The sequence below is a fragment of the Paenibacillus vortex V453 genome, from assembly GCF_000193415.1.
Taxonomy (GTDB): Bacteria; Bacillota; Bacilli; order Paenibacillales; family Paenibacillaceae; genus Paenibacillus_AQ; species Paenibacillus_AQ glucanolyticus.
This window is the reverse complement of sequence record NZ_ADHJ01000039.1, coordinates 176,693-188,745: the sequence shown is the minus strand read 5'-3', so window position 1 is coordinate 188,745 and position 12,053 is coordinate 176,693. Positions and strand designations below refer to the sequence as shown.

General features: G+C 48.5%; 17 protein-coding genes and 1 riboswitch. Of the genes, 15 read left to right on the top strand and 2 right to left on the bottom strand.

Annotation, left to right across the window (positions count from 1 at the left end; all coding sequences use genetic code 11):
* A partial coding sequence (locus tag PVOR_RS29855; protein WP_006211745.1) for a helix-turn-helix domain-containing protein occupies positions 1 to 314 on the bottom strand: 314 nt, incomplete at its 3' end.
* Positions 315 to 599: 285 nt separating this feature from the next.
* Positions 600 to 699: riboswitch (purine riboswitch) on the top strand.
* A 74-nt stretch (positions 700 to 773) separates the two neighbouring features.
* Here PVOR_RS29855 and PVOR_RS22250 point away from each other — a divergent pair.
* From PVOR_RS22250 to PVOR_RS22230, 6 genes are all read left to right on the top strand, one after another.
* A complete protein-coding gene (locus PVOR_RS22250; RefSeq protein ID WP_006211744.1) occupies positions 774 to 2,210 on the top strand; it encodes an NAD(P)/FAD-dependent oxidoreductase in 1,437 nt (478 codons plus the stop codon).
* A gap of 5 nt (positions 2,211 to 2,215) precedes the next feature.
* Positions 2,216 to 2,371, top strand: a complete 156-nt coding sequence (locus PVOR_RS30785) for a hypothetical protein (RefSeq protein ID WP_160164026.1) — start codon at positions 2,216 to 2,218, stop codon at positions 2,369 to 2,371.
* 46 nt (positions 2,372 to 2,417) lie between these two features.
* On the top strand, positions 2,418 to 2,705 hold the full coding sequence (locus PVOR_RS22245; RefSeq protein ID WP_006211743.1) for a Dabb family protein: 288 nt from the start codon (positions 2,418 to 2,420) through the stop codon (positions 2,703 to 2,705).
* A gap of 45 nt (positions 2,706 to 2,750) precedes the next feature.
* Positions 2,751 to 3,173, top strand: coding sequence for a DUF86 domain-containing protein (locus PVOR_RS22240; RefSeq protein ID WP_006211742.1), 423 nt, complete (start codon positions 2,751 to 2,753; stop codon positions 3,171 to 3,173).
* Between the two features lie 277 nt (positions 3,174 to 3,450).
* Entirely contained in the window at positions 3,451 to 3,903 is a 453-nt protein-coding gene (locus tag PVOR_RS22235) for a DUF948 domain-containing protein (RefSeq protein WP_006211741.1), read from the top strand.
* A gap of 15 nt (positions 3,904 to 3,918) precedes the next feature.
* A complete protein-coding gene (locus PVOR_RS22230) occupies positions 3,919 to 4,284 on the top strand; it encodes a YtxH domain-containing protein (protein ID WP_006211740.1) in 366 nt (121 codons plus the stop codon).
* A gap of 123 nt (positions 4,285 to 4,407) precedes the next feature.
* Here the strand turns inward: PVOR_RS22230 and PVOR_RS22225 are convergent, their stop codons facing one another.
* Entirely contained in the window at positions 4,408 to 5,535 is a 1,128-nt protein-coding gene (locus tag PVOR_RS22225; RefSeq protein WP_052649307.1) for a nitric oxide synthase oxygenase, read from the bottom strand.
* A 199-nt stretch (positions 5,536 to 5,734) separates the two neighbouring features.
* Here PVOR_RS22225 and racE point away from each other — a divergent pair, with 199 nt between their 5' ends.
* The 9 genes from racE to PVOR_RS22180 all read left to right on the top strand — a co-directional run bounded on the left by racE (position 5,735) and on the right by PVOR_RS22180 (position 11,958).
* Positions 5,735 to 6,541, top strand: coding sequence for a glutamate racemase (gene racE, locus PVOR_RS22220; protein WP_006211738.1), 807 nt, complete (start codon positions 5,735 to 5,737; stop codon positions 6,539 to 6,541).
* Positions 6,542 to 6,727: 186 nt separating this feature from the next.
* Positions 6,728 to 7,930, top strand: coding sequence for a M14 family metallopeptidase (locus PVOR_RS22215; RefSeq protein WP_006211737.1), 1,203 nt, complete (start codon positions 6,728 to 6,730; stop codon positions 7,928 to 7,930).
* Between the two features lie 201 nt (positions 7,931 to 8,131).
* Complete coding sequence (locus PVOR_RS22210; RefSeq protein ID WP_006211736.1) at positions 8,132 to 8,377, top strand: hypothetical protein; 246 nt, start codon at positions 8,132 to 8,134, stop codon at positions 8,375 to 8,377.
* A gap of 131 nt (positions 8,378 to 8,508) precedes the next feature.
* Positions 8,509 to 8,811, top strand: coding sequence for a hypothetical protein (locus PVOR_RS22205; RefSeq protein WP_006211735.1), 303 nt, complete (start codon positions 8,509 to 8,511; stop codon positions 8,809 to 8,811).
* A gap of 30 nt (positions 8,812 to 8,841) precedes the next feature.
* The gene (locus PVOR_RS22200) at positions 8,842 to 9,063 is read left to right on the top strand and encodes a DUF1450 domain-containing protein (RefSeq protein WP_006211734.1); all 222 of its coding nucleotides are present in this window, start codon (positions 8,842 to 8,844) and stop codon (positions 9,061 to 9,063) included.
* Positions 9,064 to 9,187: 124 nt separating this feature from the next.
* On the top strand, positions 9,188 to 9,454 hold the full coding sequence (locus PVOR_RS22195) for a hypothetical protein (protein ID WP_006211733.1): 267 nt from the start codon (positions 9,188 to 9,190) through the stop codon (positions 9,452 to 9,454).
* A gap of 130 nt (positions 9,455 to 9,584) precedes the next feature.
* The gene (locus PVOR_RS22190; protein WP_051449253.1) at positions 9,585 to 9,950 is read left to right on the top strand and encodes a PadR family transcriptional regulator; all 366 of its coding nucleotides are present in this window, start codon (positions 9,585 to 9,587) and stop codon (positions 9,948 to 9,950) included.
* A complete protein-coding gene (locus PVOR_RS22185; protein ID WP_006211731.1) occupies positions 9,947 to 10,501 on the top strand; it encodes a hypothetical protein in 555 nt (184 codons plus the stop codon). Before PVOR_RS22190 ends, PVOR_RS22185 begins: the two co-directional genes overlap by 4 nt.
* Positions 10,498 to 11,958 (top strand): serine hydrolase domain-containing protein, encoded by a 1,461-nt coding sequence (locus PVOR_RS22180; RefSeq protein ID WP_006211730.1) that lies wholly within the window; start codon positions 10,498 to 10,500, stop codon positions 11,956 to 11,958. Before PVOR_RS22185 ends, PVOR_RS22180 begins: the two co-directional genes overlap by 4 nt.
* The last annotated feature ends 95 nt before the right edge of the window (positions 11,959 to 12,053 follow it).

Here is a 12,053-nt window from a genome sequence, read left to right as displayed (position 1 = left end):
CCAATGTCCACAAAATGGGGTCTTGACCAGGGATAACCCAAGTAGCTGCAGGCTTTCTCCAGGTTGTTTTTTCCGGGAACGCGTCCCTCATACACCCAGGCACTGACACTACGGGAGGATACTCCCAGTTCTTCGGCCAATTGTGACAGCTTGATGTCGTTGGCCATAAGTATGGCTAGCAGGACGCGGTTACGAATTTGGCAGCGGGTCGGCCGGCGAAAGCGCTTGACTCGCACACCTTTCCCCAAATATTTACGATTGATCAGGGACCACGCCTCTATGGAGTGTTTTTCTTGCTGCAGTTGTGTAGGCATAATTCCTCCGATTTTTTTAACACAATACTACAATATTCGACACTCACTTTTCAATAGCCAATCGTTAAACATTTGTTTCCATTTCGTTGTTACGTGATTTGTAAGGGCAGTGTAATAGTCTGAAAGTCCTGGTTTAACAATTTGTTTACAGATGTTATTGTTCGTCTTTTAGTCATTATATTATTTTATATCAGAATTTATTATTTGTTTATGCTTAAAACACGAACGATAAATATGATTATGTTTGACATATTCGTAATTAGAGTTTATATTAACTGTGGTTGTTGAAGTTGAATGATGCTTATTCGTATATCCCTGATAATAAGGTTCAGGGGTTTCTACAAGGGACCTTAAATTCCTGACTACGAGTAGGATGCGCAAGCATACCTATTCGTAGCAGGATTTTTTTGTGCCTGGAGTCGGTGTGCAAGAGTACAGTCAAACACACAGGGGGATATGATGAGCAAATATGATGTTATCGTGGTTGGCGCCGGACCGGCGGGAATATTCGCGTGTTATGAACTGACATTGAAATCACCGGGCAGCAAGGTGCTGCTGGTGGACAAGGGGCATGATATTTACCGGAGAAGCTGCCCGATTCTGGAGGAGAAAATCAAGCTCTGTCCGCCAGCCATAGGGCGCAAAGAATTTGCCGGATGTCTGCCGGCTTGCTCGATTACGGCTGGTTTTGGCGGAGCTGGGGCATACAGTGACGGCAAATTCAACATAACGACAGAGTTTGGCGGCTGGATGACTGATTATTTGCCTGGCTCCAAGGTAATGGAGCTTATTCAATACGTGGATGCCATTAATCTGGAGCATGGAGCGACACCGGCGATTACGGATCCAACCACGAATGCGATTCGGGATATTGAGCAGCGAGGATATGCGGCCGGACTTAAGCTGCTTCGCGCTCAGGTAAGACATCTTGGAACCGAACAAAATTTGGAGATTCTGAAATCGATCTACGAATATTTGAAGACCAGGGTCGATATGGCCTTCCGGGCAGAGGTAGAGGATCTGGTTACCGTCAAAGAAGACGGAACGTACCGCGTTACCGGCATTGCAATGAAGGGCGGAGAGGTTCATGAGGCGAATTTGGTTATGGTTGCCCCGGGACGAGACGGCTCTGCCTGGTTGACCAGCATATTAAAAAAACGCAGATTGAAAATGCATAACAACCAAGTGGATGTGGGCGTGCGTGTTGAAACCTCCGACGTGGTCATGAGAGAAATTAATGAGCACTTGTATGAAGGCAAATTCATCTTTAATACCTCGGTTGGAACCCGCGTGAGAACGTTCTGCAGCAACCCTTCGGGTCATGTTGTCGTTGAGAACCACAGCGGTGTGATGGCAGCCAACGGCCATTCCTATAAAGATCCGGCATTGGGCTCGGCCAATACGAACTTTGCGCTGCTGGTGTCCCATAAGTTCACGGAGCCGTTTGACAAGCCTAACGAATACGCGCGGGAAATCTGCAAGCGGGCTAACGATTTATCCAGCGGCGGTGTTATTGTACAGAAATACGGAGACGTGCTGCGCGGCCGAAGATCAACCGAAGGCAGAATCCGCGAAGGTTTTCTGGAGCCGACTCTTAAGGAAGCAGTCCCCGGAGATCTGGGCTTGGTTCTGCCCTACAACACGATGAAGAGCCTGATTGAGATGGTTGAAGCGCTGGATAAAGTCACACCGGGCATTGCATCCGAGCACACACTGTTCTACGGGGTAGAGGCGAAGTTCTACTCTGCTCGGCCGAAGCTGACGGAGTCCTTCGAGACGGAGATCAAGGGTCTATTCTGTGGTGGCGATGGAGCCGGAATTACGAGGGGACTTGCTCAAGCCGGGGCGGCGGGCATATGGATTGCCCAGAACATGCTAAACCGTTTAAGTTCATGATATCAATGACAATTATCAAGAACAGGATGTTCTATCAGGAGCGCGTTCCGGCAGCAGCCGAACGATGCTCCTGTTTTGTTTTCTCGGGCTCCGTATCGGGACGGTTTACCGGCCTGCATGTAAGTGAGAGCGATTTCTTTTTTTGGACGAACGGGTTATGATAGATACGGGAGAATTACATAAACGCGAGAGATGGAGGAACGGGCGATGATTAAACATATTGTGTTTTTTAAATTGAAGGAGCCGACGGCTGAGAATATTGAGAAAACAGTTCAGGTGCTGCGCGACATGGATGGGAAGATCCCGATGCTCAGATCCATAGAAGCGGGGGCTGATGTTATTCGCTCCGAGCGCTCTTATGATTTGGCTTTGATAGTTGAAGTGGATAACCTTGAAGATCTGCAGGCTTATGCCGTTCATCCTGTTCATCAGGAAGTCATCCGTTACATTAATACGGTGAAAGATCATACGCTTAGCGTCGATTTTGAAGTGTAGGCGGTTTACAATAGACATACAACAACAGGCTGGAGGAGATTTGCCGTGTATTATGTGAATCAAGAGCAAATTGAACGGCGGCTGCAAGCGATCCCTGAAATAGCTGAAGGATTGCGAACTGCAGCGCAATCATGGGATGGGGGCCTGGTGCTTGGCTTGGTACAGGAGCGCGGGCTTCATCTGGCGATTGAGGTCGTTACGGATGTCGGAAGTTATCTGATTGATGGGTTTATTATGCGGGATGCCAGCAGCTATGAGGATATTATGGACATCAACCATGAGGAAAAGGTGTTCCCTCAAGAGGTTCATACCGTGCTGCTGGAGCTGGTCAGACTGCGTAAACCGCTCGTTCAGGACTACTATGAATGGGACAGGCATACACTTCATCCTTTAACTGCCGCTCTGCCTGATGTGCTGGAGCAGTTTGCTGAGAACGTACGCCATTATCTGAAAAATGAAATGTATTAACTGCTTGCTGTATCTCTTTAGAAGCAGTTCCCATGTTAGTTAATATAGGCTCGACTCTATAACTATTCGCAGCAGACCGCCAAGAATCCCTTGAGCGGTCTGTTTCTATGTGGGGATCCATCCATAAACACACGTTGTCCGAAGCCCTGCCGATTCCGGTTTTGTTCCTTGCCGGAAATAAAAAAACTTGTGATGTTGTGTCAATACAAGCCCATCCTGCTTATAATGCATCAAGCGACTAGGCATTCGCCCGGTCGGACGAAAGGAGGAGTTCCCTATGACAGAGTGGAGTGCGCTGGTGGCTGGCGTCGGCATCGTTCTGATTGCGGTAGCAGCGATCATCGTGATGCTGTCGATGAAGAAACTGCTGAACCGGACCGAGGCCATGCTGAGCAAGCTTGAGGAAGACAGTACTCAATTAGCAAAGGAGGCCTCGCAGGTGCTCCGGCAAACGTCTGTCTCTTTAGAGATGATTCAGCGTCAGCTGGCAGCTGGCGAGGCTTTTGCCGCTTCCATGACTGATGCTGCATCGGCGGTAGCCAAGACGGCAGATGCCGTTCACGCCGTAGGGAAAAAAGCCTCTATCACCGCCATCGAGCATTTGGAACGTGCACGCCTCGATAATGAACGTCAAATCGGGGAGATGTTCCGATGGGTGGATGCCGGGATGACACTCTGGCATTCATGGAGCAGGTACACCTCCAAGTCCGGCGAAGGGCAGGCCAAATAGAAGGAGAGATGGGATATGAAAGAGAAGGGCAAAGGACTCCTCTGGGGAGTATTAATCGGCAGTGTTGCAGGTTCCGTTACAGCGCTTCTTCTGGCTCCGAAATCCGGCAAAGAGCTTCGAGGGGATATTGCTGACGGCGCCCGGGGTATCGGCAGCAAGGTTCAGGAGGTAGCGGAGAAGGTAGGAGAGCAAGGCGTTAATCTGATTGGGATCATGACCGATCGGGCAGAGAACGTAATCTCCGACATTCAGTCATGGCGTAACCGGCAAGAGAGCTGGCTGGCTGAAGAAGAAGTTGCGCAGGTCTCTTCATTTGATGACGAGGATTTTGAAGAAGAGCCGTTTGCGTCCTATACTTCGGATGTGAAGGTCAACGATTAACAAGAGTTTAGCATTCGGTATCTAGCCATCATTCATGAGGATAAGCAATATGCCAAAATACATGAAAGCCGGTGTCTCATTTGAGACCCCGGCTTTGCTGTGAATTGGAGATGAGAGATGATATTACTGCCCCTTGTTCCTGTAATGAAAATACGGCGAACGGATTTCGTTATTATAGGATTTATGAAAAATATGCGTTGTCGCTGGTGAGACTGGAGGGATCAACCAGCTCCAATCCCCGGTAAGCTCACGCTTCGCCTGCTCTTCCCGTCGTTCAAACAAGCCGAACTGGGTTGCCGCCGTATGGTGATCTACGATGCTGACGCCTGCTTTTTTGAAGGAATAGAGCACGGCATAATTCAGTTCAACCAGTGCGCGATCCCGCCACAAGGTGGATTCGCTGGACGTATCCTGCCCCATAAGCTCGGCAATAAGCGGAAGTTTGTTGTAACGTTCCTTATCTGCCAAGTTGCGGGCTCCAATCTCGGTTCCCATATACCAGCCATTAAACGGGGCGGCCGTATACATAATTCCGCCGATCTCCAGCAGCATATCCGATATGATGGGCACCCCGTACCATTTTAACCCCTGGTCGATAAGGTCCGGCAGTTCCGGATGCTCCAAGGAAACCTCCAGTACAGAGGAGTGTGGAATCGACAGCCATTCCGGCGGTTCGTTGCCTTGCTGAACAACGAGCGGCAGGACATCATGATGGGTCAAATCACCTTGCCACCCAAGCTCCATGCATTCCTTCGTGAAGGATATGGAAGCCGGGTCACCTACTGTACCGTCAGGCGTTTCGTAGCCCGCATATCGTATTAATTGATGGTTTTTGATCGTGAGCGGGGGTTCACCTGGACGGGATGGTCGGAAAATCGTAATGGTCGGTACGATCTTTCCGCCATTGGTGGCATTCTCGATATGCCGGATAAGCTCCGAAAAGATGTCAGAAGTCTTGCTCAAGTGTCTGGCATCGGTTACTTTGAGCCGATCCCAGAATAATCTGCCGATGCAGCGGTTGCTGTTTCGCCAGGCCATTTTGGCTCCGTGCGTCAGCTCCTCTGACGTATGCTCATATGTACCTGTGAGCTCGATCTGTGAGCGGATGTCCATGAGCCGGGATTCCGCTTCTTCCTGAGTCCGGTTTAGTTCTGCATAACAGAGCCCGATAAATTGTTCCGCCGACTTCATAAGTTCGGATGGATGTATGTTGTCATTCACGTGATATTCTCCTTTACTATGCGCACTCATTATAGTATAAACTACCCACGTTTGACGAATAGCACAAGAGTCCTACAATTGCATGAACAAAGTAAGAGGAGGGCTCTACAGCGGGGTCCTCATTGAAGACAAAGGTAAATTGGGGTAAGATTTAAGGTACATTTCGATCCGAAATGACATATGGTATCACTGTAAACCATGAATTTGATAAGAAGGAAGCGGTGGGTTCGTGCAGCAAGCAATCGCAATACTAGACTCGGGTGTGGGCGGGCTGACTGTCGCTAAAGAAGTGATGAGACAGCTCCCGAGAGAGAAGATTATTTATTTCGGAGATACAGCCCGCGCACCCTACGGACCCCGTACGCCGGAAGAAGTCCGATTATTTACGGAGCAAATTGTAGATTATTTAATTCAATATGATCCCAAAATGATTGTTATCGCCTGTAATACAGCAACGGCGGCGGCGCTCGATTATATTTCGTCTAAAGTGTCTGTTCCGGTAATCGGTGTTATTCACCCCGGTGCCAGAGCCGCAATCAGTGCAACCAAGACCGGTAATGTCGGCGTGATCGGCACAACGGGTACCATTGGCAGTGGAGCGTATACAGCGGCTCTGAAACAGCTGTCACCTTATGTCGAGGTGCAGAGCCAAGCCTGCCCTAAGCTGGTGCCGCTCGTCGAACATGGATTATTTCGCTCTAAGGAATCCTTGCAGGTTGTGCAAGAATCCCTGAGAGGCATCAAGGACACGTCCATAGATTGCCTTATCCTGGGCTGCACACATTATCCGTTTCTCAGGAATACCATTCAGACCGTCATGGGTCCGGCTGTCAAGCTGATCAGCTCCGCCGATGAGACAGCACGTGAAGTCAGTACCATTCTGTACGATAAAGGCCAACTCGCAAGCAGTGAGGAAAGCCCGGTGCATCAATTCTTCTGTACAGGAGATCCGGTGATTTTCCAGAGCATCGCTACGGAATGGCTCGGGGATCATATCAAGCGGACGCCGGTTGTTTGGCAAATTACGAAGCTATAATCTATGGTTCATTTCCTTGGGCTTATCAGGAACGATGAAGGTCATCAACATAAGCAGGCCGGACAAGGGATATCACCTTAGCGGTCTGCTTATTCAATTTCACAGCATACATGTTGGACAACCAGCTGCTCATATACATGGAATGGACGCTAATCGAAGCGGCCTTGCCGCGGAAAGGAATCCATTATGCAGCAATATGTCGTACAGAAAGGCGATACGCTTAGACGCGTGGCGGCCAGATACAGTCTGGCGTTTGAACAGCTGATTACGGCGAATCCATGGGCGGCGCAGCAGCCGTACCTCCAGCAGGGACAAATGTTATATCTTCCTACTTCATTGCGGCGACGGTATGTTATTCAGGAACATGATACCTTTGATAGTATTGCCGGGACCTTTCGTTTTCGGAAGGAAGCTCTGGAAGAACTGAACCCCGGGTTATCGGCGAACCATCTGCCACAGGGAAAAACGATTGTCCTTCCGGCAACAACGCATAAACATTGGATACGATTATCCGGCGAATATGGACCGCGGGATTTGGAGCGGGATATACAAGTGATGCAGCTGCATTATCCTGCAATCGAGTGGAGTATCATCGGCAGGAGTGTTATGGGCAAACCGATTTATGCAGCTAAAATCGGTAGGGGCCCTAAAAACCTTCACATCAATGCCGCTTTGCATGCCAATGAATGGATGACGAGCCCCTGCCTGATGCGGTTTCTGGAGGAATACGCCCAAGCCTTGACGGAAGGTTCATCGGTCTATTCTTATGAGCCGGATGAGTGGTACCGAAACTATACATTATGGATTGTGCCGATGGCGAATCCGGACGGCGTAGAGCTTGTACAAGAAGGGGTTACGCCTTCTCATCCATATTACGAGCGTCTTATTGAATGGAATAGCGGGCGTGAGGATTTTCGCCGCTGGAAAGCCAATATTAACGGTGTAGATCTGGGAGACCAATTCCCTGCCCACTGGGATGAGGAAGTGGCGCGTAGGGGGAAGGTCAGGCCTTCGCCGCAGGATTATGCGGGAAGCGCACCGTTATGCGAGGCGGAAGCCATCGTGTTGTATCAGCATACCCTGGACATCTCACCGGATCGTGCGATCTCGCTTCATAGTCAGGGGAAAGAGATCTATTGGAATTATCGGGATTACGAGCCGCCGGAAAGCGAGGGTATGGCCAGAACATTGGGTCAGGCAAGCGGTTATCGTTCTGTTAAGCTGCAGGGCAGTGATGCGGGTTACAAAGATTGGTTTATTCAGCATTTTCGGAAGCCGGGTTTCACCGTGGAGATTGGTTATGGCATTAATCCGCTGCCGCTCGAAGATTTCGAAGATCTGTGTGTAGAGGTGGGATCCGTCCTGGCTGCGTTCATGTCTTTGAGATAGGCTGTTTTGAAACGAAAAAGGCACTGCAACGTATAGCATATACAGAGAAAGACGGCCGCTGCTATAATGGATCATGGCAGTGGTCTCTTTTCGCCTATACCGAATGTAAGGGTCTCGAATACCGTGATGCTAAGGTTTTCTTAGAGATTCGTGAATTGGGTAATGATATATAGACATGCAGTTGAAATGGAGGGAAACACCATGAAGTGGAGAAGATTATGGTCGCTTCGGCGCTGGTCGCACGTATTCCAGCGGATATTCGGTTACTTGACCTCTTCCCAGGTTGCGCTAGGGGACAAGCTGTTATTCCTGATTCCGGTTGCGCTGTACTGGGTGCTGCCGGACTTGATGCCTCTGCTGCCGATTGATGATATCGGATTTACGATGCTGCTGATGAACTGGTTTGTATCCCGTGTCGAGCGCAAATACCCGAGTCTGCCCAGCTAGATAACAAGGTACCTGCAAGCGTGCCCGATAGGCGGAATTCAGGCTCCGGAATAGACAGGGCCCTTGCGAAAAAGTCGGCTGGGGTCTACAATAACATATTGAATGAACCATCCGTGAGGAGATGAATATACGTGAAATGTAAAATTACCCGCAATGCGGCCAAGGTTATAAAGCGAGAGCTGGACAAGGAAGAGAACACGGGCAAGAAACTTCGCGTCGTGGTTACCCACGCGCATGGAGATCATGCCCATTACGGGCTCGACATGGATACACCTAAGGAAACGGATGTCGTTGTCTCCACAGATAAAGAGATCGACGTCATCTTGGAGGCTGGACAACCCTTCCTGGACGGTGTCAAAATCGACTATCTTTATTTCCCTGAGGAAGGTTTTGTGATTACAAATCCGACCCAAGGCAATCACGGCGACCACTAGGTCACTTCAGAATGAAGAAGGTAATATTCCATGGCTAACGATATCCGCGTTTGCGAGAAATGCAGACACACAAGGTTGAAAACAATGATCCCGAAGATTCAGAAATTGGTCCCGGATGCCGATATTAAGATCGGCTGTAAATCCTATTGCGGTCCATGCGGCAAACGCGCGTTTATTTATATTAACGGCCGCTATGTCAGCGCACCAACAGAGGATGAGGTGCTGGCGAAGGCGTTAGCGTTTGTCAAATAATGATCCATATGCATTCAAGTTGAAGTATTCACGGAAATTCCCATCCTGCGGGTATAGTTCCTGACTCAGCCATCCATGCTAAGAGGGCAACAGGAACCAACAACTATTGAAGGGAGTTTCCGTCATGAACAGTCACGATTCCAGTCTTCATTCCAACAGTCCCAGCAACAGTGCGCTTGATTCCGTGGAGAAGCTGCACCGTGCCGTATCTTCGGCATTGTCGCATCCGACGGACCAGTTAATTCAGCAAGCGGAGAATTCGTTGTCCCACACAGAACGCGCGGTCGATCAGGTGATCGAACAAGGGAATCCGAACGCCGTTGAATTGGCGGAAGAGTTGTTAGGTGAGGAGCAGGAGCGTCTGTCCAAGCTTCGTTCAGCTAAAAAGTAGTTATAAATCCTGTGCAGCCCGTTTAAGAGCCTGTAAGCTCTTGAACGGGTTTTTTAAATTTTTATGAATCAAATATATATCTTAGAAATATATACTTGATTCCGATATATATTTCTGTTAAATTCATGTCATGGATAGAACAAGTCTAATTAAAGGACATTTGGAGATGTGTGTGTTGGCCATTCTGAGCAATGGCAAGAGTTACGGTTACGAGATTATGAAGGAGCTTGAGAAACATCAACTGAAATTGAAGGGAGTAGGCAGCATTTATCCGATCTTGTCGAAGCTGAAAGACCAGAGGTGGGTCACGGATACAAGAGAATTTAGTGATAGTGGTAAGGCCAGAGTGTATTATGAAATAACGCCAAATGGAAGGGTATTTCTGGACAACAAGATTCAGGAATGGCAGGAGCTGCAACAGGATATTCGGTCACTGTTATCAGCGAATGTGCAGCTATATGCAAACGGCGAGGAACGGGAGAGCGGGAGATCATGACACTATCCTATGAAGAAGAACAATTTATAACCATAGTCCGTCAAGAATTGAAAAACTACGATATTACGCCTCATCAGATGGAAGAAATGGTAGCCCAAATTCAGGAACACTTGGAGGCATGCAGGGAGCACGGAGAGATGGGACTTCAAGATTTGGACTCTCCCATTATTTATGTCAGAGACTATGCAGAGGTACAAGGCTTTTCAAGAGTAAGTGACCCCAGTCAATCCACCCCTGCTCCGAAAGACTCCGGAGAGCGAACCAGCACAGGAAGGTTGTGGGGATTTCTGAAGTATCCGCTTATTTTTGCTGCGGTATACGTCATTTGCCAGTTGGCATTTTCCTTCTCATTAACAACGGCATGGGTAAATGGGTATGAGATTACGGGCTTCCATTTACTATATCGGATATCTGATCAGACGTGGTGGAATATGCTTCTGATATTATTCAGCCTTTTGATATCTTCTGTTATTACGCTGGTGGCCTATGTTTATGACAAAAGAAAACATCGACGTCCTTTCCCGGAAACGGAAGCTGGGAGCGTAACATGAGAAAGAAGTGGATGTTTACGATCTTGTCCGTACTGGTATTCCTGTTTCCAACATTCGATCATGCAGTTGAAGCGGAAGATGCACGATTTGGAAAGATTGATCTGTATATGAAAGAGATGATGGAGGAATACAAGATTCCTGGTCTTTCTGTTGCAGTCGTGCAGGATGAGGATATTGTGTTTACGAACAGCTATGGTGTAACTGGGGAGGGCAACGCTGTCAGTTCCAAGACCCCGTTCTTACTCGGATCAATTTCTAAATCCATGACGGCTTTGGGGATTGTTCAACTTTTGGAGTCCGGTCAGGTGGATCTGGATGGGTCTGTTGGAGATTATCTTCCGTGGTTTACGGAGGAAACTTCTCCCGAGGTATCATCGATAACGATAAGACAATTGCTGGCACAAACGAGCGGCTACAGTACATTTACGGGCTTGGAGTATTCCGATGTGGCTGCCAAGGAGGCTTCTACCTTGAAAGAGAATGTTCGTAATCTCTCCAGGGAGAAGCTTAGCAAGGCGCCTGGGGAAGAGCATCAATACAGTAATGCCAATTATATGATCCTTGGCGCTATTCTGGAGGAAGTGTCCGGGCAATCCTATGCTGATTACATGGAAAAGCATGTGTTTGGACCACTGGGTATGAGCATGGCTGCGGCGGATGAGAAGCGGGCTGCCCAGACCGGATTTGAGAAGGGGTTTCAATCCTGGTTTGGTTATCCTAGAGTAAGCAGTATACCGTATGATAACAGCGGTGCTTCATATGGTTACATCACAGCCAGCATTGACGATATGGCGCGTTATCTCCAGTTTCTGCTTCAGGAGAACGAAGGCTTGATCCGCCGTGAATACAAGGAGTTGTTCCTGTCACCACTGGTCCAGTATAGGACTGATCGTGCCTATGGATTAGGCTGGAGAATAAGTGAGACAGACCAAGGGGAGGCCATGTTATGGCATTCAGGATCAACACCTGAGGCTCGCGCGGAGATCTTTTTTATCCCGGATCGGGGTATGGGTGCCGTCATTCTGAGCAACAAGGACCATATTCTTGAGGAAGCCAGACTAATACAGGTATCAAAAGATCTGAGGAGCATAATTGATGGGCAAGACCCGAAGCCGCTTTCCGTGGGGACCCATCCATTGATTTGGCTGTTAGCAGGAATATGGATCATCTTGATGATCATCGTTGTATGGATGCTTATCATAACGAATAAACGTAGCTTTATGCTACACCTTGCTCTTCCGTTTAGCTTGATTCTCTTTGTTATTTCAGGTGGTATCATTCCACTGTTTACGAGTTTGTCAAGTTCGCCGTGGAACTCCATCCGTCTTTTTGCACCCGACATTGCCTACTTGACGCTGGGGATCGTTGCCTGCGTTGCAATCATGGGACTCTTGCTCTTGTACGGAGCGCTTGTCAGCTGGAGAAGACGTCAGAAGTCAATATCCCATCGGGCTTGAATTGTGAGCTGTATGGAGCAGCTAGAATAAATGACTTTATGCGCGTGATCAGTTGCTGCAGCATAATAAAAATACCGGCAAAAGTAATACAATTC

What these genes read in the sequence shown, in the direction of transcription:
- PVOR_RS22235 (WP_006211741.1), top strand. Translation starts at nt 3,451, where the DNA reads ATGACAGAGTGGAGTGCGCTGGTGGCTGGCGTCGGCATCGTTCTGATT.
- PVOR_RS22180 (WP_006211730.1), top strand. Translation starts at nt 10,498, where the DNA reads ATGAGAAAGAAGTGGATGTTTACGATCTTGTCCGTACTGGTATTCCTG.
- PVOR_RS22190 (WP_051449253.1), top strand. Translation starts at nt 9,585, where the DNA reads ATGGATAGAACAAGTCTAATTAAAGGACATTTGGAGATGTGTGTGTTG.
- PVOR_RS30785 (WP_160164026.1), top strand. Translation starts at nt 2,216, where the DNA reads ATGACAATTATCAAGAACAGGATGTTCTATCAGGAGCGCGTTCCGGCA.
- PVOR_RS22230 (WP_006211740.1), top strand. Translation starts at nt 3,919, where the DNA reads ATGAAAGAGAAGGGCAAAGGACTCCTCTGGGGAGTATTAATCGGCAGT.
- PVOR_RS22245 (WP_006211743.1), top strand. Translation starts at nt 2,418, where the DNA reads ATGATTAAACATATTGTGTTTTTTAAATTGAAGGAGCCGACGGCTGAG.
- PVOR_RS22215 (WP_006211737.1), top strand. Translation starts at nt 6,728, where the DNA reads ATGCAGCAATATGTCGTACAGAAAGGCGATACGCTTAGACGCGTGGCG.
- PVOR_RS22210 (WP_006211736.1), top strand. Translation starts at nt 8,132, where the DNA reads ATGAAGTGGAGAAGATTATGGTCGCTTCGGCGCTGGTCGCACGTATTC.
- PVOR_RS22225 (WP_052649307.1), bottom strand. Translation starts at nt 5,535, where the DNA reads ATGAGTGCGCATAGTAAAGGAGAATATCACGTGAATGACAACATACAT.
- PVOR_RS22195 (WP_006211733.1), top strand. Translation starts at nt 9,188, where the DNA reads ATGAACAGTCACGATTCCAGTCTTCATTCCAACAGTCCCAGCAACAGT.
- PVOR_RS22185 (WP_006211731.1), top strand. Translation starts at nt 9,947, where the DNA reads ATGACACTATCCTATGAAGAAGAACAATTTATAACCATAGTCCGTCAA.
- PVOR_RS22250 (WP_006211744.1), top strand. Translation starts at nt 774, where the DNA reads ATGAGCAAATATGATGTTATCGTGGTTGGCGCCGGACCGGCGGGAATA.
- PVOR_RS22200 (WP_006211734.1), top strand. Translation starts at nt 8,842, where the DNA reads ATGGCTAACGATATCCGCGTTTGCGAGAAATGCAGACACACAAGGTTG.